At 53.6% G+C, this 23,727-nt stretch carries 38 protein-coding genes; 4 read left to right on the top strand and 34 right to left on the bottom strand.

What is annotated here, in order from left to right:
* Positions 1-174 precede the first annotated feature (174 nt).
* A complete protein-coding gene (locus tag K355_RS0121205) occupies positions 175-447 on the top strand; it encodes a hypothetical protein (protein WP_022734180.1) in 273 nt (90 codons plus the stop codon).
* A 109-nt stretch (positions 448-556) separates the two neighbouring features.
* On the opposite strand, the gene K355_RS0121200 is transcribed toward K355_RS0121205, so the two are convergent.
* Complete coding sequence (locus tag K355_RS0121200) at positions 557-1,657, bottom strand: RluA family pseudouridine synthase (protein WP_022734179.1); 1,101 nt, start codon at positions 1,655-1,657, stop codon at positions 557-559.
* Positions 1,654-2,046: a fluoride efflux transporter CrcB gene (gene crcB, locus K355_RS0121195; RefSeq protein ID WP_022734178.1), complete on the bottom strand. Its 393-nt coding sequence runs from the start codon at positions 2,044-2,046 to the stop codon at positions 1,654-1,656. Before crcB ends, K355_RS0121200 begins: the two co-directional genes overlap by 4 nt.
* Positions 2,047-2,209: 163 nt before the next feature.
* On the opposite strand from crcB, the gene K355_RS24655 reads away from it, so the two are divergent.
* On the top strand, positions 2,210-2,761 hold the full coding sequence (locus tag K355_RS24655) for a DUF4823 domain-containing protein (RefSeq protein ID WP_022734177.1): 552 nt from the start codon (positions 2,210-2,212) through the stop codon (positions 2,759-2,761).
* A 66-nt stretch (positions 2,762-2,827) separates the two neighbouring features.
* Here K355_RS24655 and K355_RS0121185 read toward each other — a convergent pair whose 3' ends face one another.
* The 3 genes from K355_RS0121185 to K355_RS0121175 form a co-directional block, all read right to left on the bottom strand.
* Positions 2,828-3,340 (bottom strand): DUF1499 domain-containing protein, encoded by a 513-nt coding sequence (locus K355_RS0121185; protein ID WP_147250404.1) that lies wholly within the window; start codon positions 3,338-3,340, stop codon positions 2,828-2,830.
* A 221-nt stretch (positions 3,341-3,561) separates the two neighbouring features.
* Positions 3,562-4,170 (bottom strand): FMN-dependent NADH-azoreductase, encoded by a 609-nt coding sequence (locus tag K355_RS0121180; RefSeq protein ID WP_022734175.1) that lies wholly within the window; start codon positions 4,168-4,170, stop codon positions 3,562-3,564.
* Positions 4,171-4,285: 115 nt separating this feature from the next.
* Entirely contained in the window at positions 4,286-5,602 is a 1,317-nt protein-coding gene (locus tag K355_RS0121175) for a replication-associated recombination protein A (protein ID WP_022734174.1), read from the bottom strand.
* A 204-nt stretch (positions 5,603-5,806) separates the two neighbouring features.
* Here K355_RS0121175 and K355_RS0121170 point away from each other — a divergent pair, with 204 nt between their 5' ends.
* Both K355_RS0121170 and K355_RS0121165 read left to right on the top strand, forming a co-directional pair.
* Positions 5,807-6,157, top strand: a complete 351-nt coding sequence (locus tag K355_RS0121170) for a PadR family transcriptional regulator (protein WP_169369024.1) — start codon at positions 5,807-5,809, stop codon at positions 6,155-6,157.
* A 44-nt stretch (positions 6,158-6,201) separates the two neighbouring features.
* Positions 6,202-7,404: an MFS transporter gene (locus K355_RS0121165; protein WP_022734172.1), complete on the top strand. Its 1,203-nt coding sequence runs from the start codon at positions 6,202-6,204 to the stop codon at positions 7,402-7,404.
* A gap of 24 nt (positions 7,405-7,428) precedes the next feature.
* Here K355_RS0121165 and K355_RS0121160 read toward each other — a convergent pair whose 3' ends face one another.
* The 29 genes from K355_RS0121160 to K355_RS0121020 all read right to left on the bottom strand — a co-directional run.
* Positions 7,429-8,874, bottom strand: a complete 1,446-nt coding sequence (locus K355_RS0121160) for a DegQ family serine endoprotease (RefSeq protein ID WP_022734171.1) — start codon at positions 8,872-8,874, stop codon at positions 7,429-7,431.
* A 322-nt stretch (positions 8,875-9,196) separates the two neighbouring features.
* Positions 9,197-9,628 carry a 50S ribosomal protein L17 gene (gene rplQ, locus K355_RS0121155; RefSeq protein ID WP_022734170.1) on the bottom strand — a complete coding sequence of 144 codons (432 nt, stop codon included), beginning with the start codon at positions 9,626-9,628 and terminating at the stop codon, positions 9,197-9,199.
* 188 nt (positions 9,629-9,816) lie between these two features.
* Entirely contained in the window at positions 9,817-10,833 is a 1,017-nt protein-coding gene (locus K355_RS0121150; RefSeq protein WP_022734169.1) for a DNA-directed RNA polymerase subunit alpha, read from the bottom strand.
* Positions 10,834-10,952: 119 nt separating this feature from the next.
* Positions 10,953-11,348 (bottom strand): 30S ribosomal protein S11, encoded by a 396-nt coding sequence (gene rpsK / locus K355_RS0121145; protein ID WP_022734168.1) that lies wholly within the window; start codon positions 11,346-11,348, stop codon positions 10,953-10,955.
* 17 nt (positions 11,349-11,365) lie between these two features.
* Positions 11,366-11,734, bottom strand: a complete 369-nt coding sequence (gene rpsM, locus K355_RS0121140; RefSeq protein WP_022734167.1) for a 30S ribosomal protein S13 — start codon at positions 11,732-11,734, stop codon at positions 11,366-11,368.
* 120 nt (positions 11,735-11,854) lie between these two features.
* Entirely contained in the window at positions 11,855-12,499 is a 645-nt protein-coding gene (locus K355_RS0121135) for an adenylate kinase (protein WP_022734166.1), read from the bottom strand.
* A 34-nt stretch (positions 12,500-12,533) separates the two neighbouring features.
* Positions 12,534-13,880: a preprotein translocase subunit SecY gene (gene secY, locus K355_RS0121130; RefSeq protein ID WP_022734165.1), complete on the bottom strand. Its 1,347-nt coding sequence runs from the start codon at positions 13,878-13,880 to the stop codon at positions 12,534-12,536.
* 83 nt (positions 13,881-13,963) lie between these two features.
* Positions 13,964-14,449 carry a 50S ribosomal protein L15 gene (gene rplO, locus K355_RS0121125; RefSeq protein ID WP_022734164.1) on the bottom strand — a complete coding sequence of 162 codons (486 nt, stop codon included), beginning with the start codon at positions 14,447-14,449 and terminating at the stop codon, positions 13,964-13,966.
* 29 nt (positions 14,450-14,478) lie between these two features.
* Entirely contained in the window at positions 14,479-14,673 is a 195-nt protein-coding gene (gene rpmD / locus K355_RS0121120) for a 50S ribosomal protein L30 (RefSeq protein ID WP_022734163.1), read from the bottom strand.
* A 6-nt stretch (positions 14,674-14,679) separates the two neighbouring features.
* A complete protein-coding gene (gene rpsE, locus K355_RS0121115) occupies positions 14,680-15,258 on the bottom strand; it encodes a 30S ribosomal protein S5 (RefSeq protein ID WP_022734162.1) in 579 nt (192 codons plus the stop codon).
* Positions 15,259-15,269: 11 nt separating this feature from the next.
* Positions 15,270-15,623 carry a 50S ribosomal protein L18 gene (gene rplR / locus K355_RS0121110; protein ID WP_022734161.1) on the bottom strand — a complete coding sequence of 118 codons (354 nt, stop codon included), beginning with the start codon at positions 15,621-15,623 and terminating at the stop codon, positions 15,270-15,272.
* 11 nt (positions 15,624-15,634) lie between these two features.
* Positions 15,635-16,168 carry a 50S ribosomal protein L6 gene (gene rplF, locus K355_RS0121105; protein ID WP_022734160.1) on the bottom strand — a complete coding sequence of 178 codons (534 nt, stop codon included), beginning with the start codon at positions 16,166-16,168 and terminating at the stop codon, positions 15,635-15,637.
* Positions 16,169-16,180: 12 nt separating this feature from the next.
* Complete coding sequence (rpsH, locus tag K355_RS0121100) at positions 16,181-16,579, bottom strand: 30S ribosomal protein S8 (RefSeq protein WP_022734159.1); 399 nt, start codon at positions 16,577-16,579, stop codon at positions 16,181-16,183.
* A gap of 12 nt (positions 16,580-16,591) precedes the next feature.
* Positions 16,592-16,897 carry a 30S ribosomal protein S14 gene (gene rpsN / locus K355_RS0121095; protein WP_022734158.1) on the bottom strand — a complete coding sequence of 102 codons (306 nt, stop codon included), beginning with the start codon at positions 16,895-16,897 and terminating at the stop codon, positions 16,592-16,594.
* Between the two features lie 14 nt (positions 16,898-16,911).
* Complete coding sequence (rplE, locus tag K355_RS0121090; RefSeq protein WP_022734157.1) at positions 16,912-17,451, bottom strand: 50S ribosomal protein L5; 540 nt, start codon at positions 17,449-17,451, stop codon at positions 16,912-16,914.
* 11 nt (positions 17,452-17,462) lie between these two features.
* Positions 17,463-17,780, bottom strand: a complete 318-nt coding sequence (rplX, locus tag K355_RS0121085; protein WP_022734156.1) for a 50S ribosomal protein L24 — start codon at positions 17,778-17,780, stop codon at positions 17,463-17,465.
* Positions 17,780-18,148 (bottom strand): 50S ribosomal protein L14, encoded by a 369-nt coding sequence (gene rplN / locus K355_RS0121080; protein WP_022734155.1) that lies wholly within the window; start codon positions 18,146-18,148, stop codon positions 17,780-17,782. The genes rplX and rplN overlap by 1 nt, the downstream gene beginning before the upstream one ends.
* A gap of 34 nt (positions 18,149-18,182) precedes the next feature.
* Entirely contained in the window at positions 18,183-18,416 is a 234-nt protein-coding gene (gene rpsQ / locus K355_RS0121075; protein ID WP_008892183.1) for a 30S ribosomal protein S17, read from the bottom strand.
* 26 nt (positions 18,417-18,442) lie between these two features.
* Positions 18,443-18,643, bottom strand: coding sequence for a 50S ribosomal protein L29 (gene rpmC / locus K355_RS0121070; protein ID WP_022734154.1), 201 nt, complete (start codon positions 18,641-18,643; stop codon positions 18,443-18,445).
* A gap of 6 nt (positions 18,644-18,649) precedes the next feature.
* A complete protein-coding gene (gene rplP, locus K355_RS0121065; protein WP_022734153.1) occupies positions 18,650-19,069 on the bottom strand; it encodes a 50S ribosomal protein L16 in 420 nt (139 codons plus the stop codon).
* A 12-nt stretch (positions 19,070-19,081) separates the two neighbouring features.
* A complete protein-coding gene (rpsC, locus tag K355_RS0121060; RefSeq protein WP_022734152.1) occupies positions 19,082-19,768 on the bottom strand; it encodes a 30S ribosomal protein S3 in 687 nt (228 codons plus the stop codon).
* Positions 19,768-20,148, bottom strand: a complete 381-nt coding sequence (gene rplV, locus K355_RS0121055; protein WP_022734151.1) for a 50S ribosomal protein L22 — start codon at positions 20,146-20,148, stop codon at positions 19,768-19,770. The genes rpsC and rplV overlap by 1 nt, the downstream gene beginning before the upstream one ends.
* A gap of 2 nt (positions 20,149-20,150) precedes the next feature.
* On the bottom strand, positions 20,151-20,429 hold the full coding sequence (rpsS, locus tag K355_RS0121050; RefSeq protein ID WP_022734150.1) for a 30S ribosomal protein S19: 279 nt from the start codon (positions 20,427-20,429) through the stop codon (positions 20,151-20,153).
* 16 nt (positions 20,430-20,445) lie between these two features.
* Positions 20,446-21,273, bottom strand: a complete 828-nt coding sequence (gene rplB, locus K355_RS0121045) for a 50S ribosomal protein L2 (RefSeq protein WP_022734149.1) — start codon at positions 21,271-21,273, stop codon at positions 20,446-20,448.
* Positions 21,274-21,277: 4 nt separating this feature from the next.
* On the bottom strand, positions 21,278-21,580 hold the full coding sequence (locus K355_RS0121040; RefSeq protein WP_022734148.1) for a 50S ribosomal protein L23: 303 nt from the start codon (positions 21,578-21,580) through the stop codon (positions 21,278-21,280).
* Complete coding sequence (gene rplD, locus K355_RS0121035) at positions 21,577-22,197, bottom strand: 50S ribosomal protein L4 (RefSeq protein ID WP_022734147.1); 621 nt, start codon at positions 22,195-22,197, stop codon at positions 21,577-21,579. Before rplD ends, K355_RS0121040 begins: the two co-directional genes overlap by 4 nt.
* A 5-nt stretch (positions 22,198-22,202) precedes the next feature.
* On the bottom strand, positions 22,203-22,919 hold the full coding sequence (gene rplC, locus K355_RS0121030; protein WP_022734146.1) for a 50S ribosomal protein L3: 717 nt from the start codon (positions 22,917-22,919) through the stop codon (positions 22,203-22,205).
* Positions 22,920-22,935: 16 nt separating this feature from the next.
* Positions 22,936-23,244 (bottom strand): 30S ribosomal protein S10, encoded by a 309-nt coding sequence (gene rpsJ / locus K355_RS0121025; protein WP_007091508.1) that lies wholly within the window; start codon positions 23,242-23,244, stop codon positions 22,936-22,938.
* Positions 23,245-23,363: 119 nt separating this feature from the next.
* On the bottom strand, positions 23,364-23,727 hold a 364-nt coding region (locus tag K355_RS0121020), incomplete at its 5' end, for an EF-Tu C-terminal domain-related protein (protein ID WP_028791836.1).

Genomic DNA, 23,727 nt, shown 5'->3' with positions numbered 1-23,727 from the left:
GTCGATACCGCCCCAAAGATCGAGTCCCGTAGAGATGCAAATCAGATGCATTTTTTGCTCTGCGGGAAGCATTGGAAACCACTGGTGAATTTCGGATCGCTTTTGAACGCCCTTAACGCGCGCTATACTGTTTTTCTGGCTATCGACAGTATCTGATAACAGCGGAGACAGAAGATGCTCACGCTTAGGGACTGCATAGATTTCAGCGACCTTCGAGAGGAGGAAATACTCGCCATAGCCGAATGTGAGCATATCCCAATTCTAACCGCCCTTGAGGAAGGCGAAAGCATGGTGCACACACCACGTGGCCGCAAACGCATCGCGGTCATGATCAAAAGCCAGGCCGTTATTTGTGAACGTACGGGAAACACCGTGCATGCACGGCACCTTCGCCGCGTTCATGACGCCTTTGTCGGGCGTTTCGGCAAATCTGCGAGGCACCATTAACCAAGACAACCAATGTCATTACAACGCCTTTTGGTATTGACCTCTGACAGGGACGAAAAAGCCGACGCAGTGCGTCGGCTTTTCGCATTTTACCCAAAAATCTTCTGACTTATCTTTTACGCAACCGCGACGGTTTTGCCTTGGGTTTTGGCTTTTCTTCCTTTTCCCGGTGGATTTCCGGGGTGAGGAATTTGGTTGGCGTTTTCGGATCGAAGTTAAGCGCCTTAAGGCTTGTGGCAAAATGTTCTGACACCGGTGCTTCGATCACAACCCGGTGGCCTGTCACCGGATGGGGAAAGTCAATCGCGCGCGCATGCAGATGCATCTGATTTGACATGCCATCAATGAAGGCCTTCGCCCCACCGTATTTACCATCGCCCAAGATAGGGCATTCCATGGCCTCACAATGGGCGCGCAACTGGTGCGTACGTCCGGTCAAAGGCGACAGCGCCAACCAGGCCGCACGGCGTCCGGCGCGGTGCAGCTGCCGATAGACCGTCTGTGCCGATTTACCCTGCTTCTCGTCGATGACCATTTTTTCGCCGCCCTTACCGGCAAGCTTTGCCAGTGGTGCGTCAATCAGGCCTTCGCGCTCAACCGGGGCGCCGGTGACAATCGCCCAATACAGTTTCCGGGTTGATTTGTCCTTGAACGCCTTGGTCAGGGCATGGGCCGCCGACGATGACCGTGCAAGAAGCAGAACACCACTGGTATCCTTATCGAGCCGGTGAACCAGTTTCGGGCGTTCTTTGCTGTCGAGTTTTAGCGCATCCAGCATGCCATCGACGTGAATGGACGTATTGGTCCCGCCCTGCACGGCCAGACCGGCGGGCTTATTGATGGCCAGCACTACTTCGTCATAGAAAATGACGGAATCGCGCAAGGCCTGAAGTTCGGCTTCGCTGGCATTGGATTTTGCCGGGCCGTCGTGTTTGCGCTGCGGACCTTCGGACGCACTATAGTCGCCGTCTTTGGTCCATGGCTCCGAACCGCCGCCCGACATCACGGGAACCGGCGGCACACGAATTTCCTGCCCCGGCTCAACACGCTGGTTGGCCTTGGCACGTTTGCCATCGACACGGATTTGACCGCCGCGCAGAAACTTTTGAACCTGTCCGAATGTAAATTCAGGACAGTTGCGCTTAAACCAGCGATCAAGCCGAACGTCGGCGTCCTCAGCCTTGACCTTGCGCAGAGTGACACCACTCATTGCAGAATACCCCTTACCAGCGCGATTGCGCCAAACAATGCGGAAATGCCAACCACGACAGAGACAATAATATACAGAGCCGTCAGCCCCAGATTGCCCCGTTCATATAGGGTCGCAACATCCAGCGAAAAAGTCGAAAAGGTTGTAAATGCCCCTAAAAATCCGGTGACAAGCAGCGCACGTATTTCCGGCGAAAGCGATAGCTTAAGCGCAGAAACCTCAAGCAGTGCCCCCATCAGGAACGAGCCAACGATGTTAACCGTCAAGGTTCCCCAAGGAAAGCCGCCGCCCATGATCGAGCCCATCATAACCGACACACTGTGACGTGCGACAGCACCAATGGCCCCGCCCAAGGCAATCGAAGCGATAAACAACGGTGAAAATTGCATGGCGCGGAACCTATTCCCTCAAAGATCAAAAGTCACGTGTGAAAACGTCATGGGCCCAAGGCGATAACAAACACTGTAAAATTGGTTGAATTTCAGAACCTTGCCCAACATTAAACTTTTGCATATTATGATTTTACTTATTCATCTCAAAATAGAGGATTTTATGGATTTTCGCAAAATCAGCGTTCTGTGCGTAATTGCTGCATCCTTCACACTTGGCGCATGTTCCAGCAAATATCGCACGGACAACCACCAACTTGTCCAAACCGTCGCATCAGATAGTAGTTTTTATATCATGCAACCCAAAGACGGTATTTTTGGGGACATCAATTATGCTGGCTCAGGTCAAATGTTACTGTTGGAAGTTCACAAACAACTTGTCCCTTATAGCAACGTAGTTGTTGATGCTACCGAAATACAAACCCGTGACGAGGCCTTTGAAGAGGCATTATCTCAAAACATTGATTATCTGATTGATCCGCAAATCTTACATTGGGAAGACCGCGCAACCGAATGGTCTGGTCGCCCTGATCGCATCACTATTCATTATCAGGCTTTTAACGTAAACACCAAAACGATGTTGGCAAGCTCAACGCTCAGCGCGAGCAGCAAATGGGCGTCCTTTGGCGGTGATCACCCTGTTGATCTATTGCCTGTGCCGACAACTCAGTTTGTCTCAGCGCTCCTTGGGAAATCGCTTGATATGGAAAAATGATCTGACGTCTCGCGGTGACACAAAAGCGACCGCTTGATCATACCAAATGACAGGCGGCTGCTTACATCAGGGGGATGTAAGCAGCCGCACATCCCGCAGCCATGAGCGCGTGCGTTTTTCATTTTGCTGAAAATCATCCCGGCCATAGACTGATTTGGCAAACAGACAGAATGTCGCCCCGGCCTGATCCGGGACTGACATCAGTTTTAATTCCACCCAATCGGGAAACTGAAAGACTTTGCTGCGGGCCAGAAACTGCAAACTGTGCGCCCCAACACTCCCGTCGGTCAGCTTCATGCCGTGATCTGGTGCGGTTGCGATAAAGGCCCTCCCCAACTTTGCGACCGACGCATCAAACTGCGGGCTTGTCATCTGTCGACCACCCCGCGGGGCCAGACCATCCGGGCAGGACAGAAAATAGTTTGGCGTATCTGGTAATTCCGAATTGGGATCAAAGACAAACTGTGGCGGCTCCCCCGCCGTCAGCATCATGCCAAGCAATCCGGAAAACCGTACAACGGCAAATATCCCGGCCAAAACCAGAAGTCCCCAGATCATGATTGCTGTCAAACGTCTCACCCGCTGCGCACCTGATTGAAATGACACTTGGCATGTTACCCGCCAACCTCAGCAAACGTAACGCGAAACCCCACAAAAGCAAAATGCCCAACTGTAAAACAGTCGGGCATTTTTTTAAAACAGGTCATCGTTAACGTGCGTTGAGGGAGGGGGGAGATGTTAACGATGCCCCATTTCACATCAGATCAGCACTGCAACAGGTCGATCTTTGATTTGTTTGGTTAGGCCGCAACCGGAAGCGAAGCAGCTTCAACATTGGCAATCGCACGCTGCATGGCTTCTTCTGCGTTCACCGCAAAGCCAGAAGCATCGATGATTTCAACTTCGGTAATGCCGATAAAGCCAAGAACCTGCTTCATGTAAGGCGTTGCAAAGTCAGCTGGGCTGTTGACCGGAACCCCACCTGTGGCAACAACCACGTAAGCTTTTTTACCTTCAAGCAGACCAACCGGACCGTTTTCAGTGTACTGGAACGTCACACCAACGCGGGCAATCATGTCGACCCATGCTTTGAGCGTTGAAGGAACGGCGAAGTTATACATCGGCGCACCAATGACCAGAACGTCGGCAGCCTTAACTTCAGCAACCAGTTCGTCAGAGGTTGCGATAACCTGTTTCTGTTCGGCAGAACGGGAATCTTCCGGGGTGTAAAACGCACCAACGATTTCGCCGGTCAGAGCCGGGATCGCACCTGTGCCGCTTAGATTGCGTTCAACGATTGTGGTTGATGCATTTGCGGAAACAATACGGTCGATCAGTTTCGATGCGATCTGGCGGGAGTTGGAATTCTCACCATTCACAGATGCATTCACGTGCAGAATATTTGTCATTTTCAATCTCCAAGTCCGTGCTTAATTTGATGAAAGCACCCTACTTGGTTTCGGATTGAATGATTATCCTGCGAATTTTCACTTAATTGTTTCCATTTTGATAACTAACCAAACGTCAGTTATTCTCACCCCGTCCCTTTTGTCGTTCCTGGCGTAAGCGATCAAAATACTCCACCCGTTTTTTCAGATCGCGTTCAAATCCGCGTTCAACCGGTTCATAGAAATTCTGTCGGCGCATGCCATCGGGGAAGTAGTTTTGCCCGGAAAAACCATCTTTCTGATCATGGTCGTAGGCATATCCAGTGCCATAGCCAATGTCAGACATCAGCTTGGTCGGCGCATTAAGGATATGGGCCGGTGGCATCAGTGACCCGGTTTCACGCGCAATCTTGAGCGACTTTTTATAGGCGGCATAGCCAGCATTTGATTTTGGCGCCAGAGCCAGATAAATGACCGCTTGTGCCAAAGCCAACTCGCCTTCGGGGCTTCCCAACCGTTCGTACGATTCCCACGCACTGATGCAAAACTGCTGGGCTTGTGGATCGGCAAGGCCAATGTCCTCAACCGCCATGCGGGTTAAACGACGCGCAAGGAACTTGGGATCTTCACCACCTGCCAACATACGATTGAACCAGTACAGGGCCGCATCCGGGTCGGAACCGCGAATGGATTTATGCAGCGCACTGATCAGATTGTAATGACTGTCATCGCCCTTGTCGTAAATCGGCACGCGTTTTTGCACAGTGCGGGCAAGTTCGGCAACGCCAAGCGGACCGTCCTCGTCACTGGGCGGCATGGAAAACAGTTCTTCGGCCAGGTTCAAACAATAACGGCCATCGCCATCGGCCATGGCACGCAATGTTTCGCGGGCTTCGGGCGTTACCGGCAGCTCAAACCCCATTTCCTTTTCCGCACGCACCAGAAGTTCTTCAAGCCCCTGATCATCAAGGCGCTTCAATACCAGCACCTGACAACGTGACAGAAGTGCCGCGTTCAACTCGAACGACGGGTTTTCGGTCGTCGCCCCGATCAGGGTGATGGTGCCATCTTCGACATACGGCAGGAAACTGTCCTGCTGGGCCTTGTTGAAACGATGGATTTCATCAATGAACAACAACGTCGCCCCGCCCGTCGACCGACGCCCGCGCGCACGGTCAAACACTTTGCGAAGGTCCGCCACCCCGGAAAAGATCGCCGAGAGGGGTTCAAACGCCATATCGGCAACATCGGCCATCAGGCGCGCCAATGTTGTTTTGCCACAACCGGGCGGCCCCCAAAGCACGACTGACGGCACCCGCCCGGTCTTGATCATGCGGGTGATCGGACCGTCATCGCCAAACAGATGCCCCTGCCCGACAACTTCGTCGAGTTTCGCCGGGCGTAATCTGTCGGCCAAGGGGCGCGACACCTGACTTTCAAACAATGACGGCATATCGGACCGATAATCTCCAACTTAATCTTGTGACTAGTTTGGCGCGGAACTTATCACGAACATCGATGTGGTTACAGCGATAAGGCATGAATATTGACACCTTGATGATCGAGGTATAGCGTGCAGATCACAAATCAGACGGAAATCTTTATGATGCAAGGCGCTGACTATACAGATCGATCTTATTGGCAAGGGACAATCAAAATGTCCTTGTCGAAGTTCTTTGTTCTTTCCGTTCTGCATCACAAACCGATGCATGGCTATCAGGTCGTTCAGGCGGTTGAAAAAACCACCAATGGATGCTGTTCGCCATCAGAAGGAACCGTCTATCCGGTTTTGAACGAGTTTGAGGCAGGCGGATATATGACATCACATACAGAAGTGGTGAACGGTCGCCAGCGCAAGGTTTACGCCCTGACCGATAAGGGACGCGATGCGTTTCGGGTGGCCACCGAAGCCTGGATGAATGTCACACAGCATATCCTTGCAACCCGCGACGCGGTTACTTCCGACACCGACCAACAGAACCCCAGTGGGAACGATTGCTGTGCGTAGTCCGTTTTTTTGCCCCCATACCTCGATGATCGAGGTATAATATCATGACCACCGTTCCAAAGAAGCTTCCGATTGTCCTTGCACTGGGCACCGTGCAAACTCTGGCCTTTGGGTCAACGCTTTACCTTCCTGCTATTCTGGCCGAGCCAATGGCCAACGATATCGGGGTAACGCCGGGTTGGGCGTTCGGGGCGTTTTCACTTGCCCTTGTGGTGGCGGCTCTGCTTGGTCCGGCGGCAGGGGCCCGGATTGACCGGTTTGGCGGTCGCAATGTGATGACGGTTTCAAGCCTTGTGCTTGCCGTGGGCCTTGCCCTGCTTGGGCTGGCGGATGGTATTGTTGGAATATGTCTTGCGTGGCTGATCATTGGGATCGGCATGGCCACGGGACTTTATGAATCCGCCTTTGCCAGCCTGACCGTCATTTTCAAAAGTGATGCCCGAGGCCCGATTACCGGCATCACGCTGATTGCCGGATTTGCCAGCACAATTTGCTGGCCGATCTCCGCATGGTTTGAAATCGAATATGGATGGCGGATCACCTGCTTTTTCTGGGCGGCGATGCATATTGTCCTCGCCCTGCCCTTGAACCGCTTTTTCATTCCTTCTGGCGGCAAATCGCCCCAGACAGATATCGCACAAAAATTACACGCAGAAGGCCGCCCCGTCGAAACCGTGACAACCAACTATTTTACGATGCCGATGGTGTTGCTGGCTTTTGTCTTTGCCGCCAGTTGGTTTACCGCAACGGCGATGGCCGCCCACTTGCCACGGCTGTTACAGATTTCTGGGCTTGGTACCGCAGATGCGATCATTGCCGCGTCACTGGTCGGGCCTGCACAAGTCATCGGTCGTTTGTTTGAGTTTGGGCTTTTGCAACGTATGCATCCCCTGATTTCAGCACGACTGGCTGCGATCACCCACCCGATTGGAAGCATGCTTTTTCTGATCTTTGCAGGACCGGCCGGCATGATTTTCACCAGCCTGCATGGCATGGGGAATGGTATCCTGACCATTGCCAAGGGCACTTTGCCGCTGGCGATATTTGGTCCAACTGGATACGGAAAGCGACAGGGTTTTCTGATGGCGCCGTCTCGCTTTGCTCAGGCCGCCGCCCCCTTCGTGTTTGGGGTCCTCATCGACGGGTATGGCATGCAGGCACTGTTGCTGACAACGTTGCTGGGGATATTGACCCTGCTGGCGTTGATGGTTCTTAAAGTTTCAGCTTCGGCGAAAGAAACGGATTGATCCGCATCTTTCGCCGAAGAAAACTCAAAGCGTAAATTCGCCGGTCAGGACTTTGCCATCGCGTTTGACCGCGATTTTCCAGTCCTTGCTGCGTTCTCCTGCTGTGACAACTTCCTTCAGGCGGGCAACCGAGTCAATTGCTTCGCCGTTGATTTCAACAATATAGTCGCCGGGTTGTAACCGCGTGCGCCGTGCGAGGCTATCACGCACCACACCAAGCACCACCACACCCGTGCTTAGGGTATTGGTCCCAAGTTCGTCGGCCAGTGCGGGGTTCATATTGGCGATCTTCGCCCCGCTAAACGGATTGCGGCCCTCAAGAATGCTTTCATCGCGCGCAGGCAGTTCCGGTGCGACTTCAAGCGGCAAGGTCAGCATCACCGACGCCCCCTTACGCAGGACCGAAAGTTCCGCCCCGCCGGTCAGCTCCAGGGTCGCAATGCGGAATTTCAATTCGTTGGGGTTATCAACCGCAAGCCCGTTGACGGCAACAACAACATCTCCGGGATGCAAACCGCCGCGTTCCGCTGGGCTGCCGTCGCGAATTTCGCTGATCAGAACGCCATGTGGACGGTCAAGCTCCAACGAGGACGCCAGATCTGCCGTTACCGCCTGCCCGGCGGCACCAAACCACGGGCGGCGCAAATCACCACTGATCAGGCCGCGCATGACCACCTTGACCATATTGACCGGCACGGCAAACCCGATGCCGTTTGATCCACCTGACTTGGTAAAGATCGCCGAATTCACGCCAATCAGCTTGCCATCGATATCGATCAAGGCACCGCCGGAATTCCCCGGGTTAATGGCCGCATCGGTCTGAATGAATGACTGGTAGTCCTGTCCGGTCACACCGGCACGCGCAAGTGCGGAGACGATCCCGCTGGTGACGGTTTGCCCGACCCCGAACGGATTGCCGATGGCCAGAACAAGGTCACCGACCTCGACCGCATCAGAATCGCCAAATGTAATCGATGGCAGTTCAGCTTCGACGCCGCGTAATTTCAAAACGGCCAAGTCCGTGCGTTCGTCCGATCCAACCAGATCAGCATCAAATTCACGGTTATCATGCAAGACAACACGAATTTCACTGGCCCCGTCAATCACGTGATGGTTGGTGACAATCGTGCCATCACCCGAGACAATCACACCAGAACCAAGCGAACGTTCAACGCGCTGACGCGGGGCCCCAAAGGCACCGCCAAACCGATCACCAAAGAATTGCTTGAAGAACGGGTCATTGAAGAACGGTGAGCGCGCGCGTTCCGACACGACCTTTTTGGTATAGATGTTCACAACCGTCGGGGCGGTTTGCTTCACCAGCGGCGACAGCGACATCTTGATTTCGGTCTCGCTGGACGGAAGTCGTCTGTCTTCACTTTGCGCGTGCGCAATGCTGGTGGGGCCGGAAACCGCCATCAGGCAGGTTACCGCAATCGTGAAAATGGTCGGGATCCATCTTGCTTGCACGTCGATCTCTCTTGTCGCTGTCAGATTATCTGGTTGGAAGTGCGCTTGGCAGGAAGTCCATAAACGCACCCTGCCCCCAATTGGAACATCGGAACAGGCAGGCTAAAGAATTAGGGTTTTCAGAACTGCCGCGCAACCTTGGCAGAAATATGAACAAAGGTGCGAAATACTGATTTAAGCTAAATTCGCAGGCAACCTTAGCGATTACATAGCGGAAAACCCCGCTTTCTTTCGCCCGGCTCCGAACATTTTCAAGGTAAAAGAAAACGGGCGACACCGTATGGCGCCGCCCGTTTTTATTTCTTAGAGGCCGAAGCGGTGCTTATTCAGCAGCGGCTTCTTCGCCTTCGCTCTCTGCTTCAACACGGGCGCGGTCTTCTGCACCCTTTGCATCGGCATTGCGTTCAACAAGTTCAATCACCGCAACCGGAGCGGCATCGCCGTAACGGAAGCCAGCTTTAAGAACACGGGTGTAACCACCCGAACGCTCTTTGTAACGCTCAGCGATTTCACCGAACAGCTTGGCAACGATTTTGTCATCACGCAGGATCGAAATAGCCTGACGGCGTGCATGCAGGTCGCCCCGCTTGCCCAGCGTAATCAGTTTTTCGACGTAAGGGCGAAGATCTTTGGCCTTCGGAAGAGTGGTTTTGATCTGCTCGTGGGTGAGCAGCGAAACTGCCATGTTGGCAAACATCGCCTTACGATGAGACGACGTACGATTAAGTTTACGGCCGTGCATACCGTGACGCATGGTAACTCTCCTTAATAACCTGGCTTCGCTCACGAAACCGATTGTAAAACCGCGCCGCCACCCTGATCAAAGCCAGGTCATGCACGTGCGGTGTGGGCAACTAGCCCGCCGGAAACGCCAAACAATTTGGTTTTCCCGGTTTGGAGCATAAATGCTCCGATCACGACCCGAAGGCCGAAGACCCGTTATTAAAACGGATCTTCGAACTTACGAGCGAGTTCTTCGATATTTTCCGGCGGCCAACCGCCGACTTCCATACCGAGATGCAAGCCCATCTGAGCCAGTACATCTTTGATTTCGTTCAGCGACTTACGACCGAAGTTCGGCGTACGAAGCATTTCTGCTTCGGTCTTCTGAACAAGATCACCGATATAGATGATGTTGTCGTTCTTCAGGCAATTTGCCGAGCGGACCGAAAGTTCAAGCTCGTCGACCTTACGAAGAAGGTTACGATTGAACGGCAGTTCGTCTTCTTTCTTCTCTTCGACAACCGCTTCGGGCTCATCGAAGTTGACGAACAGCGACAGCTGGTCCTGAAGGATACGGGCGGCCAAGGCCACCGAATCTTCCGGGGTCAACGCACCGTTGGTTTCAACGGTAAGTGACAGCTTGTCAAAATCGGTATCCTGACCAACACGGGTGTTTTCCACCTTGTAGGCCACTTTACGGATCGGGCTGAAGATTGCATCGATCGGAATAAGACCAATCGGTGCATCCGAAGAGCTGTGACCGCTTGCTGCGACATAGCCTTTACCGTTATCAACGGTAAATTCGATATTCAGCGTAGCACCATCATCAAGATGGCACAGCTCGAGATCCGGGTTAAGGATTTCGATGTCAGCACCGGTCTGAATCTGACCTGCGGTGACGGCACCAGGGCCGGTCGCCTTCAGGGTCATTTTCTTTGGACCTTCGGCATGCATGCGCACGCCCATGGTCTTAATGTTCAAGATGATGTCGGTGACATCTTCACGGACACCCGGGATCGACGAAAATTCGTGCAATACGCCGTCGATCTGGATCGCGGTAACCGCTGAACCCTGGAGCGACGACAGCAGAATGCGACGCAGCGCGTTACCCAGAGTCTGACCAAAACCGCGCTCCAGCGGTTCCGCCACGATCGTACCAACGCGGCTGGCGTCTGTACCCGGAGTAACATCAAGCTTGGTCGGCTTAATCAGTTCCTGCCAGTTCTTTTGAATCACGAGACCCACCTTCGCAACTGGAGCCTAATATAAGGAGAGCAAGTTTTGCCCTCATGAGAAACGCGAAGGGGCCCGGGTGCACCGGGCCCAAACGCGGGGTCGTCCGCAGATCGACGCGATTAGACGCGACGACGTTTACGCGGACGGCAACCGTTATGCGGAATCGGCGTTACGTCTTTGATCGACGTAATCGTGAAACCAACAGCCTGAAGCGCACGCAGTGCAGATTCACGTCCCGAACCCGGGCCTTTAACCTGTACTTCAAGAGTTTTCATGCCGTGTTCTGCAGCTTTTTTACCTGCATCTTCGGCAGCCATCTGTGCAGCATATGGTGTTGATTTACGCGAACCGCGGAAACCCATACCACCAGCGGTCGACCAGGAGATGGTATTCCCCTGAACGTCAGTGATGGTAATCATGGTGTTGTTGAAGGTCGCGTTTACGTGCGCGATACCGTTCGTAATGTTCTTGCGCTCGCGACGACGTACACGAGTCTGCTGAGGAGCTTTCGCCATTGTCTCTGTCCCCTACCTTACTTCTTCTTGCCTGCGATCGGCTTAGCCGGTCCCTTGCGGGTGCGAGCGTTGGTGTGGGTACGCTGACCGCGTACCGGGAGACCGCGACGATGACGCAGGCCGCGATAGCTGCCCAGATCCATCAGACGTTTAATGTTCATTGCGGTTTCACGACGAAGGTCGCCCTCGACGGTGTAATCAGCGTCGATGACTTCACGAACCTTGAGAACCTGGTCATCAGAGAGCTGATGAACACGGGTTGCTGCTTCGATTCCAACCTTAGCGCAAATTTCTTTAGCTTTCGCCGGACCAATGCCGGTGATGTAGGTAAGCGCAATCACGACGCGTTTAGCAGTCGGGATGTTCACGCCAGCAATACGAGCCACTGTGTGAGACTCCTGTTTCCTGTTAACAAACCCTGCGGCAGATCCGGTTGGGTAGAGCGCTGCAAAAGCGGGCCAGCATTACTGCCAACCCGCCAGCAAAAAGACGCCCTGCCCGGGAAATTACCCCAGGATGGCTTCAATCTCGCGCGTAACTTCGTCGATTTCAGCCATCCCGTCAACTGTTTTCAGCTTACCGACCTTTTCATAGTAAGGAATGATCGGTGCTGTTTGCTTGTGATAAGCTTCCAGCCTTGAGGTGACCGTCTCGGCGGTGTCATCCGCGCGACGTTTGAATTCGGTGCTTTGACATACGTCGCAGACACCTTCTTCAACCGGTTTCTGGAACTCGTCATGGTATCCCTGCCCGCATTTGGCACAGGTATAGCGACCGACAACACGGGCCACCAACGCTGCATCATCCACACGCAGTTCAATCACATAATCAAGTGCCAATCCTTTGGTTGCCAGCATATCGTCCAAGGCTTCCGCCTGGGCCGTTGTGCGTGGAAACCCGTCCAGGATGAAACCGTTCTTGGTATCATCCTGGTCAAGCCTTTCAGAAATCAGGCCGATCATAAGATCGTCGGATACGAGTTTCCCCGCGTCCATGACTTCCTTTGCCTTCTGCCCCAGTTCCGTGCCGGCTGCTACCGCTGCACGAAGCATGTCGCCCGTTGAGAGCTGAACCATGCCGCGTCCTGTTTCAAGACGCTTTGCCTGAGTACCCTTGCCCGCGCCGGGAGGGCCAAGAAGGATAATGTTCATTTTCGTCCGTCCCCTGATATCCGTAGTCGCTTCTTTATCGGCGGCGACCACGCAGTTTGGATTTCTTGATCAGGCCTTCATACTGATGAGCCAGCATATGAGACTGAACCTGTGCAACGGTATCCATCGTAACCGTTACAACGATCAGCAAGCTAGTCCCACCAAAGTAGAAGGGTACAGACCATTCTGCGATCAGAAGCTCTGGCAAGATACAAACGAACGCCAGATAAGCTGCACCGATCACCGTCAAACGGGTCAGAATGAAATCCAGATGATTCGCGGTATTTTTACCCGGACGGATGCCCGGAATAAACCCACCGTGTTTCTTCAGGTTGTCTGCCGTATCTTCCGGGTTGAAAACAACCGCCGTGTAGAAGAAGGCAAAGAATACGATCAGGCCAATATACAGCGCGATATAAAGCGGCTGTCCGCGACCAAGCAATGCCGTCACCGTCGACAGCCACACAGGTGCATCAACACCGGTGGTGAACTGTGCCACCGAAAGCGGCATGAGGAGCAACGAGCTTGCAAAGATCGGCGGGATCACACCGGCAGTGTTGATCTTGAGCGGCAGGTGCGAGCTCTGACCTTCCATAACCTTCATGCCAACCTGGCGTTTGGGATACTGGATCAGAACGCGGCGCTGCGCACGTTCAACAAAGACGATGAACGCAATAACCGCAACCGCCAGAACGATGATCGAAATGATCGCAAAGGCTGAAATCGCGCCAGTACGGCCAAGTTCCAAAGTACCGGCAATCGCGCTGGGCAGACCGGCAACAATACCGGCAAAGATGATCAGCGAAATACCGTTACCAATGCCACGCTGGGTGATCTGTTCACCAAGCCACATCAGGAACATGGTGCCACCAACAAGGGTCACAACAGCGGTAAAGCGGAAGAACATGCCTGGGTCATGAACAGCAGCACCGGTTGAACCGGTCATGCTTTCAAGACCAACAGCAATGCCCCATGCCTGCACCGTTGCAATCACAACTGTCAGATAGCGGGTATATTGATTAATCTTTTTGCGGCCCTGCTCGCCTTCTTTCTTGAGAGTCTCAAGAGTTGGCGAAACGGTCGTCATCAACTGAATGATAATCGAGGCCGAGATATACGGCATAATATTGAGCGCAAAGATCGTCATACGACCCAACGCACCACCGGCGAACATGTCAAACATGCCCAGAACGCCGCCTGCATTCTGACGGAAAATGTCAGCAAGAATAGACGGGTCAACACCAGGAACCGGAATATAGGTCCCCAGACGATAAACAATAAGCGCGCCCAACGTGAACCAGATACGTTTTTTAAGCTCAGTCGACTTAGTAAAAGACGACCAGTTCAGGTTCGCGGCAAGCTGCTCGGCGGCCGATGCCATGCACTCATCTCCCAATACACTAAAACTGGAGGGTCCGGTCCCGCAAATTAATGGAACCGGACCCTCACGAAGTCATTATAGGCTTATTCTGCGGTTTTTGCTTCAGCGACCGGAGCAAGAACCTTAACCGAGCCGCCGGCTTTCTCAACAGCTTCAACAGCTGCTTTCGAAGCACCGGTAATCTCGATGTTCAGTTTCGCTTTCAGTTCACCTTTAGCAAGAAGACGCAGACCGTCTTTCTGCGGACGGGCAAGGCCTTTTTCTGCAAGAAGAGCTACGGTGACATTCGCACCTTCTTCAAGATCACCGTTATCAACGGCGGTCTGAAGGGTACCAAGGTTTACAACACCGAACTGTTTCTTGAACAGGTTCGTAAAGCCGCGTTTCGGAAGACGGCGATAGATAGGCATCTGCCCACCTTCGAAGCCATTAATGGCTACACCTGAACGGGACTTCTGACCCTTCTGACCTGCGCCAGAAGTTTTGCCTTTGCCCGAACCGATACCGCGACCGACGCGGGTACGCGCTTTACGCGCACCCGGGTTATCGGCAAGTTCGTTGAGTTTCATCGTTCAACACCTTTTCGATCTGGGGTCAATCAAGCCTCGTCCACACGGACGAGATGTTTGACCTTTGCGATCATACCGCGAACAGCTGGTGTATCTTCCAGCTCACGAGTCCGGTGCATTTTGTTCAGGCCAAGACCCACAAGGGTCTGACGCTGATCTGCCGGACGTCCGATCGGCGAACCCGTCTGGGTAACGCGTACAGTCGCTTTTTTCTTAGCAGCCATATCGAATTACTCCTTTTCGAGAACGGCGGCCGCAGCCGAACCGCTATCGCGACGGGCAACAACGTCACCGACTTTCAGGCCACGCTTTGCAGCGACCTGACGCGGGGACGCACCGTTGACCAGAGCGTCAAGGGTTGCGCGGATCACATTGTGTGGGTTGTTCGAACCGGTACATTTGGACACAACGTCCTGAACGCCCATGGTTTCGAAAACCGCACGCATCGCACCGCCGGCAATGATACCGGTACCAGCCGGAGCCGAGCGAAGGACAACCTTGCCTGCACCGAAATGGCCTTTGGTATCATGGTGAAGGGTACGCCCTTCACGAAGCGGAACGCGGATCATGTTGCGTTTGGCTGCTTCGGTGGCTTTACGGATCGCTTCTGGAACTTCACGGGCTTTACCCGTGCCGTACCCGACGCGACCGCGCTGGTCACCGACAACGACCATTGCGGAAAATGCAAAACGACGACCGCCCTTAACGACTTTCGCGACGCGGTTGATACCAACCAGCTTGTCGACGAGTTCGTTTTCTTCACGGGCTTTCGGCGCCTGCTGCTGCTGTTGATTCTGGTTACGTGCCATGGTCGTGCTCCTTAGAAGTCTAGACCGCCCTCACGGGCGGCATCGGCCAGAGCTTTCACTCGGCCATGGAACAAATACCCGCCACGATCGAAAACGACCGTTTTCACACCAGCTTTAACTGCACGTTCAGCAATGGCTTTGCCAACCAGAACAGCGGCTTCGGCATTACTGCCTTTGCCTGCAAGGGCTTTCTCTGCCGTCGAAGCAGCCACCAAGGTGGTGCCAGCGACGTCGTCGATAACCTGTGCATAGATGTGAGCGTTCGAACGGTGAACACAAAGGCGCGGGCGACCGGCCGCTTTCTGGCGGATCGCAAAACGAACGCGACGTTTGCGGCGCTCGAAAAGGCTTCTCACGTTTTTCATCGTGCCAGTCCTTACTTCTTCTTGCCTTCTTTGCGCAAGATATACTCGCCTTCGTAACGGACACCTTTGCCTTTGTAAGGCTCCGGACCGCGCCAGCCGCGTGCATTTGCAGCGAACTGACCGACAAGCTGTTTATCTGCGCCAGAGATGGCGACAAGGGTCGGCTTTTCAGCGACGACGCTAAGACCCGTAGGGATCTCCATTTCCACGTCGTGTGAGAAGCCAAGCTGCAGAACAAGTTTGTTGCCTTGAACCTGCGCACGATAACCAACACCAGTGATTTCCAATTTCTTGGTGAAACCTTCTGAAACCCCGGAAACGAGGTTCGAGATGTTCGCACGGGTGGTACCCCAAAGGGCACGCGCGCGCTTACTATCATTTTTCGGTTTCACCCAGATCTGGTTATCTTCCTGGGTAACGGTTACGTCCGAGGTCAGAGACAAGTTAAGCTCACCGAGCTTACCTTTTGCACTGATCTGCTCTTCGTTCAGGGTGATGGTAACGCCGTTAGGCACGACCACCGGATTTTTACCTACTCGCGACATCGTTGGCCCTCCTTAGAATACCTTGCAGAGGATTTCGCCGCCGACATTCTGTTCGCGAGCCTCCTGATCCGAAAGAACTCCTCGCGGAGTGGACAGGACTGCGATGCCCAAGCCATTGTATACCTTCGGAAGATCTTTGATCTTCGAATATACACGACGACCCGGGGTCGAGACGCGGTCGATCTGCTTAATCACACCTTCGCCCTCAAAATACTTGAGTTCGATGCTGATTTCACTGATGCCCTTGCGAATTTCACTTACATTATAACCGCGGATGTAACCTTCGCGCTGGAGAACATCCAGCACACCGGTACGCAGTTTCGAAGCCGGCGAGACAACGCTGGATTTCCCAACGCGCTGACCGTTACGGATACGCGTGAGCATATCACTTACGGGATCGGTCATCGACATGTGATGTCCTCCTTACCAGCTGGATTTCACCATGCCCGGGATCTGACCACGTGAAGCAAGTTCACGAAGTGCGATACGGGACAGGCGGAATTTGCGATACACACCGCGCGGACGACCGGACAACTGGCAGCGAATACGCTGACGGATGCGGGCCGAGTTACGCGGCAGCTGGGCGAGTTTAATCACAGCCACGATACGATCCTCAGGGGACGTTTCGCGGTTGCCGATTACCGCTTTAAGGGCGGCACGCTTGGCAGCAAATTGCTTCGCCAGGCGTTCACGTTTGAGTTCACGCTCTACAGCGCTCTTCTTGGCCATGGGCCAACCTCCAGTTAGTTTCCGAACGGAAGATCAAAGCCCTTAAGAAGGGCAAGAGCTTCATCGTCAGACTTAGCCGTGGTACAAATGATGATGTCCATCCCGCGGACCGAGTCAACTTTGTCGTACTCGACTTCAGGAAAGACGAACTGTTCCTTCAAGCCCATGGCAAAGTTGCCACGACCATCAAAGGATTTTTTGTTCAGGCCGCGGAAGTCACGAACGCGCGGAAGCGCGATGGTGACCAAACGGTCCAGGAACTCAAACATACGGTCGCGACGCAAGGTCACTTTACAACCGATGTTCATGCCTTCACGAAGTTTGAAAGCCGCTACCGACTTTTTCGCTACCGTGAAGATAGGCTTCTGACCGGTGATAGCCGCGAGATCCGCAACTGCACCATCCAGTTTTTTGCGATCTTGGGTGGCGTCGCCGACACCCATGTTGATCACGATCTTTTCGAGGCGCGGAATCTCCATGCTGTTCCCGTAAGAGAACTGCTCTAGGAGTGCGTCACGCACCACTTCTTTATAATGTTCGCGCAGGCGCGTCATTTTTCCGTCCCTCACTTGTCGATGACTTCGCCGCTAAGCTTCGCGAAGCGAACCTTGCGACCATCATCAAGGGTCTTAAAACCGACGCGGGTCGGCTTATTTTCTTTCGGGTCAACAATCGCGAGATTGGAAACGTTAATTTTCGCTTCCTTCTCGACAATGCCACCGGCATCAGCACCGGACGGGCGCTGGTGACGTTTCACCAGGTTGATGCCCGAAACCAGAACCTTGTTCTCGGTCGGGAATGCGGCGAGAACTTCGCCGGTCTTCCCTTTGTCTTTACCCGTCAGAACAATGACGCGGTCGCCCTTTTTAATCTTGGCAGCCATTACAGCACCTCCGGAGCGAGCGAAATGATCTTCATGTAACCACGCGAACGAAGTTCACGGGTTACCGGGCCGAAAATACGCGTGCCGATCGGCTCGCCATTCGCATTAATGAGAACGGCAGCGTTACGGTCAAAGCGGATCGCCGAGCCATCGGCACGACGAATTTCCTTTGCGGTGCGAACGATGACAGCTTTGTGAACTGCACCCTTCTTTACACGACCGCGCGGGATGGCTTCCTTAACGGAAACCACGATAACATCACCAACGTGAGCGGTTTTGCGCTTCGAACCGCCCAGCACCTTGATGCACTGGACGCGGCGAGCGCCACTATTGTCGGCAACGTCCAGATTGGACTGCATCTGGATCATGGGTTTACCCCTTGACTATGATTGGGCTGAGGACTCACTCCTCGACCACTACTTCCCAAGACTTCAATTTGGAGATCGGTTTGCATTCGCGAATGCGAACAACGTCACCCGTCTTGAAGCGGTTCTCTTCATCGTGCGCGTGGAATTTCTTCGACTTGCGCACGTACTTTTTATACAGCGGGTGCATGACCTGGCGTTCCACACGGACCACCACAGTCTTGTCGTTCTTTGTAGAAACGACTGTCCCCTGCAATACACGCCTCGGCATGTGTGTTTACTCCTCTGCGTGTCCTGTTAGGCCGCGGTCGCACCCTTCTCGTTACCGAGAAGGGTTTTGATGCGGGCGATATCACGACGGACCTGACGGACCCGCGCAGTGTTCTCAAACTGACCGGAGGCCTGCTGGAATCGCATATTGAACGACTCCTTACGCAGGTCCAGCAGCATCTGTTTTAGTTCGTCAGCGCTTTTAGCGCGGAGATCAGCAACTTTCATCACTAATTACTCCCCTTCACCAAGACGTGTGACAAACTTGGTCTTGATCGGCAATTTTGCCGCTGCCAGCTCGAAAGCTCGGCGTGCAAGATCCAACGGAACACCGTCGAGTTCAAACATAATCCGCCCCGGTTTAACGCGTGCCGACCAATACTCGATCGAGCCTTTACCTTTACCCTGACGGACTTCGGCAGGCTTCTGCGAAACCGGTAGATCCGGGAAAACGCGTATCCACACACGACCTTGACGGCGCATGTGGCGAGTGATCGCGCGGCGAGCCGCTTCGATCTGACGCGCCGTTATACGCTCCGGCTCCAAGGCTTTCAAGCCATAAGCGCCGAAATTCAGTTCGGTACCACCTTTGGCCTGCCCTTTCAGGCGACCTTTGAAGGCTTTACGGAACTTTGTACGTTTCGGAGAAAGCATATCGGGATCTCCTTACTTACGACCGGAACCAGCCGACTCGAGCGCTTTACGCTCTGAAGCCAACGGATCATGTGCCATGATTTCGCCCTTGAAGATCCAGACCTTCAGACCGCAAACACCATAGGTGGTGTGTGCTTCTGAAGTGCCATAATCAACGTCCGCACGCAGCGTGTGCAGCGGAACGCGACCTTCACGATACCATTCGGTACGAGCGATTTCAGCGCCACCAAGACGACCAGCAGCATTAATACGAATGCCACCAGCACCGAGACGCATTGCGTTCTGAACCGAGCGCTTCATAGCGCGACGGAACGAAACACGGCGCTCAAGCTGCTGGGCGATGTTATCAGCGACCAGCTTGGCATCGATCTCCGGTTTACGGATTTCGATGATGTTAACCTGCACTTCTGACTTGGTCATCTTCTGCAGATCGTTCTTGAGCTTCTCGATGTCCTGGCCTTTTTTCCCGATCACAACACCCGGACGGGCAGAGTGAATCGAGATGCGGGCTTTTTTCGCCGGACGTTCGATAATCACCTTCGAGACACCGGCCTGCTTAAGCCGGGTGAAGATGAAATTACGGATCGCAATATCTTCATGAAGAAGATCAGCGAAATCGGTCTTGTTGGCGTACCAGCGGGAATCCCAGGTACGGTTAATCCCAACGCGTAGACCGATCGGATTTACTTTTTGACCCATTACTCGGTCTCCTCACGTTCGCAAACGACGATGCGGATGTTGGAGAACGGCTTAATGATCTTGCCGACACGACCGCGTGCACGGGCGCGCCAACGTTTCATCACGAAGGCCTTACCAACAGACGCCTCTTTGATAAAGAGACGATCAACATCAAGCTGATGGTTGTTTTCGGCATTTGCGATTGCCGATTCCAGCAGCTTTTTGACGTCCTGCGAAATACGTTTGTTGGAGAAGGTCAGTTCTGCCAAAGCAGCTTCTGCCTTCATACCACGGATCGACTCGGCGACGAGGTTGAGCTTACGCGGGGAAATGCGTAAAGCCCGGAGCGAAGCAGCAGCCTCGTTATCCGCCAGCCGACGGATGTCAGCTTTCTTACCCATCGTTACTTCCTCTTCGCCTTTTTGTCGGCCGCGTGACCATAGTAGGTACGGGTCGGCGAGAATTCACCAAACTTGTGACCGATCATATCTTCGTTCACGAGCACTGGCAGAAACTTCTGGCCATTATAAACCCCAAAGGTGAGGCCTACAAATTGCGGCAAAATCGTCGAGCGCCGCGACCAGGTCTTAATTACCTCATTCCGGCCTGAGGCACGGACAGTATCGGCTTTCTTAAGAAGGTATCCGTCAACGAACGGACCCTTCCAAACGGAACGCGCCATAGTCTAGCCTCCTCCGTTAGCTCTTGTGACGACGGCGCATGATAAGCGCGTCGGTCTTTTTGTTCGAGCGGGTACGTTTGCCCTTGGTAGGCTTACCCCACGGCGTAACCGGATGACGACCACCCGATGTACGACCTTCACCACCACCATGCGGGTGATCGATCGGGTTCATGGCTACACCACGAACCGAAGGACGTTTGCCAAGCCAGCGATTACGGCCGGCTTTACCAAGGTTGATGTTTTGATGGTCCTGGTTAGACACGGCACCAATGGTAGCCATGCATTCACCACGAACCAAACGTACTTCACCGGAGGACAGCTTCAGCTGGGCGTAACCCTGATCCTTACCAACAAGTTGCACATAGGCACCTGCTGACCGTGCGACCTGACCACCTTTACCGGCTTTCAGTTCGACGTTATGGATAATGGTACCGACCGGAATATTCTTCAGCGGTGCGGCATTGCCCGGCTTAATATCTACGCGTTCAGCGGCAACAATCTTGTCGCCAATTGCGAGACGCTGTGGTGCTAGGATGTAGGCCAATTCGTCGTCAGAATAACGAACCAACGCGATAAACGCGGTGCGGTTCGGATCATATTCCAAACGCTCGACGGTACCGACAATATCAAACTTGGTACGTTTGAAATCGATCATACGGTAACGACGTTTGTGACCACCACCAATACGGCGGGCGGTGATACGACCAGTGTTGTTACGGCCACCTTTCTTGCGAAGACCTTCGGTCAACGCTTTAATCGGCTTGCCCTTGTGGAGATCAGAACGATCGACAAGAACCAGCTGACGGCGACCAGGAGAGGTTGGTTTAAACTTCTTCAAAGCCATTGTCTTAGATTCCCGTAGTCACATCGACGGAATGACCCTCTTCGAGGGTTACCATCGCTTTCTTGAAATCGCTCCGACGACCGGAAATACCGCGAAAACGCTTGGTCTTTCCTTTTACCACAGAGGTATTGACCGCCTTGACCTTCACCCCGAACAGACCTTCCACAGCAGCCTTAATCTCCGGCTTGGTGGCGTCGATCGCGACTTTGAACGCAACTGCGTTGTGTTCAGAAATCAACGTCGACTTTTCAGTAATATGCGGGGCGCGGATGACTTCGTACATCCGCTCTTTGCTGATGATCGTCATTTGAGACGTGCCTCCAACGCTTCGACCGCACCCTTGGTGAGCACCAAGGTGTCACGGCGAAGGATGTCATAGACGTTAGCACCGATCTCAGGCAACACATCAATTTGCGGGATATTGCGCGCAGCGCGAGCAAAACCTTCGTTGACCTGCGTACCGTCAATGATCAATGCAGACTTCCAGCCGAGTTTGTTGAAAACTGCAACCAGACTCTTGGTTTTAGCATCCGAGAATTCCGCATTATCAAGAACGATAAGCTTACCGTCCTTTGCTTTAGCCGACAGAGCGGTTTTAAGCGCGAGCTTACGGAATTTCTTGGTCAGATCGTGTGCGTGATCGCGAACACGCGGACCATGCACAACCCCACCACCACGGAACTGTGCTGCCTTACGGGAACCGTGACGAGCACCGCCACTACCTTTCTGACGCACGAACTTTTTCGTGGTTGCGGAAATTTCCGACTTTTCTTTTACCTTATGGGTACCAGCACGGCGTTTTGCCAACTGCCAGTTCACCATACGGTGCAGAACGTCGCGACGTACTTCCAGACCAAAGATCTCTTCTGCGAGATCAATGTTACCGGCCTTGGAAGCGTCAAGTTTAAGAATGTCGAGCTTCATGATGCTTATTCCTTATCCTCGGCGACAGCTTCTTCAGCAGCCGGGGCAGCACCCTTAAGCGCGGCTGGGAACGGAAGACCTTCCGGCGCAGCACGTTTCACAGAATCCTTAACAAGGACATATGCGCCCTTGTGACCCGGGACTGCACCATGAACCAGGATCAGACCTTTTGCTTCGTCAGAAGTGACGATTTTCAAGGACTGAACGGTAACACGTGCGGCACCCATGTGACCGGCCATCTTCTTACCTTTGAAGACGCGGCCCGGATCCTGACACTGACCAGTGGAACCATGCGAACGGTGCGATACAGACACACCGTGCGACGCACGAAGACCACCGAAGTTGTGACGCTTCATCGCACCGGCAAAACCTTTACCGATGGAGGTGCCGATTACGTCAACGTACTGACCATCAACAAAGTGAGTAGCAGAAAGTTCTGCACCAACTTCGATCAGGCCATCTTCGCTAACGCGGAATTCAGCAAGTTTGGCTTTCGGCTCAACCTTGGCTTTGGCGAAGTGACCGCGCATCGGCTTCGATACGTTTTTCACTTTCGCTTTACCATAACCAAGCTGAACAGCGACGTAGCCGTCGAGTTCATTGGTACGGTTGGCGACAACCTGAAGATCTTCGACCTTCAGAACTGTTACAGGAAGGTGGGAACCATCGTCGTTAAAGACGCGGGTCATGCCGACCTTCTGGGTAATAAGTCCACTACGCATTGCGGCTTACTCCCGATTAAAGTTTGATCTCGACGTCGACACCGGCAGCAAGGTCGAGCTTCATAAGAGCATCAACGGTTTGCGGGGTCGGGTCGACAATGTCGAGAAGACGCTTGTGCGTACGGATTTCAAACTGCTCACGCGATTTCTTATCGATGTGCGGAGACCGCAGAACAGTGTATTTTTCGATGCGGGTCGGCAGCGGAATTGGGCCGCGGACCTCTGCGCCAGTGCGCTTCGCCGTATTGACGATCTCGCGCGTGGACTGATCCAGCACGCGATGGTCAAACGCCTTAAGGCGAATGCGAATGTTCTGACTATCCATGTAATTATGTACCGGAGCCCTCAAAAGGACACCGGCCCCTCAACTGGAGTTGACGATTGCCGCAAAAGTATAGCGGGCGGCCTATGTAGCCGCCCGCCACACAAAGATCAAGAGAAAAATTACTCGAGGATCTTAGCAACAACGCCCGCGCCGACGGTACGACCGCCTTCACGGATTGCGAAACGCAGACCTTCGTCCATTGCGATCGGTGCAATGAGGGTTGCGGTCATCTGAACGTTGTCGCCCGGCATTACCATTTCGGTGCCAGCAGGCAGCTCAATCGAACCGGTGACGTCAGTTGTACGGAAGTAGAACTGAGGACGGTAGTTCGAGAAGAACGGCGTGTGACGGCCACCTTCATCCTTCGTCAGGATGTAGGCTTCTGCTTCGAATTTGGTGTGCGGGGTGATCGAGCCAACGTGTGCCAGAACCTGGCCACGTTCGACGTCTTCACGTTTGGTACCACGCAGCAGCGCGCCAATG

Origin of the sequence: Thalassospira lucentensis MCCC 1A00383 = DSM 14000 (genome assembly GCF_000421265.1) — a bacterium.
GTDB classification, from domain to species: Bacteria; Pseudomonadota; Alphaproteobacteria; order Rhodospirillales; family Thalassospiraceae; genus Thalassospira; species Thalassospira lucentensis.
Note: the sequence above shows the minus strand (reverse complement) of the source record. Positions and strands in the feature narration are given on the sequence as shown.

Excerpts from the sequence above, each read along its gene's own strand:
- K355_RS0121205 (WP_022734180.1), top strand. The coding sequence starts at position 175 with ATGCTCACGCTTAGGGACTGCATAGATTTCAGCGACCTTCGAGAGGAG.
- K355_RS0121200 (WP_022734179.1), bottom strand. The coding sequence starts at position 1,657 with ATGAGTGGTGTCACTCTGCGCAAGGTCAAGGCTGAGGACGCCGACGTT.
- crcB (WP_022734178.1), bottom strand. The coding sequence starts at position 2,046 with ATGCAATTTTCACCGTTGTTTATCGCTTCGATTGCCTTGGGCGGGGCC.
- K355_RS24655 (WP_022734177.1), top strand. The coding sequence starts at position 2,210 with ATGGATTTTCGCAAAATCAGCGTTCTGTGCGTAATTGCTGCATCCTTC.
- K355_RS0121180 (WP_022734175.1), bottom strand. The coding sequence starts at position 4,170 with ATGACAAATATTCTGCACGTGAATGCATCTGTGAATGGTGAGAATTCC.
- K355_RS0121175 (WP_022734174.1), bottom strand. The coding sequence starts at position 5,602 with ATGCCGTCATTGTTTGAAAGTCAGGTGTCGCGCCCCTTGGCCGACAGA.
- K355_RS0121170 (WP_169369024.1), top strand. The coding sequence starts at position 5,807 with ATGTCCTTGTCGAAGTTCTTTGTTCTTTCCGTTCTGCATCACAAACCG.
- K355_RS0121165 (WP_022734172.1), top strand. The coding sequence starts at position 6,202 with ATGACCACCGTTCCAAAGAAGCTTCCGATTGTCCTTGCACTGGGCACC.
- rplQ (WP_022734170.1), bottom strand. The coding sequence starts at position 9,628 with ATGCGTCACGGTATGCACGGCCGTAAACTTAATCGTACGTCGTCTCAT.
- rpsK (WP_022734168.1), bottom strand. The coding sequence starts at position 11,348 with ATGGCGAAAGCTCCTCAGCAGACTCGTGTACGTCGTCGCGAGCGCAAG.
- K355_RS0121135 (WP_022734166.1), bottom strand. The coding sequence starts at position 12,499 with ATGAACATTATCCTTCTTGGCCCTCCCGGCGCGGGCAAGGGTACTCAG.
- secY (WP_022734165.1), bottom strand. The coding sequence starts at position 13,880 with ATGGCATCGGCCGCCGAGCAGCTTGCCGCGAACCTGAACTGGTCGTCT.
- rplO (WP_022734164.1), bottom strand. The coding sequence starts at position 14,449 with ATGAAACTCAACGAACTTGCCGATAACCCGGGTGCGCGTAAAGCGCGT.
- rpmD (WP_022734163.1), bottom strand. The coding sequence starts at position 14,673 with ATGGCTGCTAAGAAAAAAGCGACTGTACGCGTTACCCAGACGGGTTCG.
- rpsE (WP_022734162.1), bottom strand. The coding sequence starts at position 15,258 with ATGGCACGTAACCAGAATCAACAGCAGCAGCAGGCGCCGAAAGCCCGT.
- rplR (WP_022734161.1), bottom strand. The coding sequence starts at position 15,623 with ATGAAAAACGTGAGAAGCCTTTTCGAGCGCCGCAAACGTCGCGTTCGT.
- rplF (WP_022734160.1), bottom strand. The coding sequence starts at position 16,168 with ATGTCGCGAGTAGGTAAAAATCCGGTGGTCGTGCCTAACGGCGTTACC.
- rpsH (WP_022734159.1), bottom strand. The coding sequence starts at position 16,579 with ATGTCGATGACCGATCCCGTAAGTGATATGCTCACGCGTATCCGTAAC.
- rpsN (WP_022734158.1), bottom strand. The coding sequence starts at position 16,897 with ATGGCCAAGAAGAGCGCTGTAGAGCGTGAACTCAAACGTGAACGCCTG.
- rplE (WP_022734157.1), bottom strand. The coding sequence starts at position 17,451 with ATGACGCGCCTGCGCGAACATTATAAAGAAGTGGTGCGTGACGCACTC.
- rplX (WP_022734156.1), bottom strand. The coding sequence starts at position 17,780 with ATGGCTGCCAAGATTAAAAAGGGCGACCGCGTCATTGTTCTGACGGGT.
- rplN (WP_022734155.1), bottom strand. The coding sequence starts at position 18,148 with ATGATCCAGATGCAGTCCAATCTGGACGTTGCCGACAATAGTGGCGCT.
- rpsQ (WP_008892183.1), bottom strand. The coding sequence starts at position 18,416 with ATGCCGAGGCGTGTATTGCAGGGGACAGTCGTTTCTACAAAGAACGAC.
- rpmC (WP_022734154.1), bottom strand. The coding sequence starts at position 18,643 with ATGAAAGTTGCTGATCTCCGCGCTAAAAGCGCTGACGAACTAAAACAG.
- rplP (WP_022734153.1), bottom strand. The coding sequence starts at position 19,069 with ATGCTTTCTCCGAAACGTACAAAGTTCCGTAAAGCCTTCAAAGGTCGC.
- rpsC (WP_022734152.1), bottom strand. The coding sequence starts at position 19,768 with ATGGGTCAAAAAGTAAATCCGATCGGTCTACGCGTTGGGATTAACCGT.
- rplV (WP_022734151.1), bottom strand. The coding sequence starts at position 20,148 with ATGGGTAAGAAAGCTGACATCCGTCGGCTGGCGGATAACGAGGCTGCT.
- rpsS (WP_022734150.1), bottom strand. The coding sequence starts at position 20,429 with ATGGCGCGTTCCGTTTGGAAGGGTCCGTTCGTTGACGGATACCTTCTT.
- rplB (WP_022734149.1), bottom strand. The coding sequence starts at position 21,273 with ATGGCTTTGAAGAAGTTTAAACCAACCTCTCCTGGTCGCCGTCAGCTG.
- K355_RS0121040 (WP_022734148.1), bottom strand. The coding sequence starts at position 21,580 with ATGACGATCATCAGCAAAGAGCGGATGTACGAAGTCATCCGCGCCCCG.
- rplD (WP_022734147.1), bottom strand. The coding sequence starts at position 22,197 with ATGAAGCTCGACATTCTTAAACTTGACGCTTCCAAGGCCGGTAACATT.
- rplC (WP_022734146.1), bottom strand. The coding sequence starts at position 22,919 with ATGCGTAGTGGACTTATTACCCAGAAGGTCGGCATGACCCGCGTCTTT.
- rpsJ (WP_007091508.1), bottom strand. The coding sequence starts at position 23,244 with ATGGATAGTCAGAACATTCGCATTCGCCTTAAGGCGTTTGACCATCGC.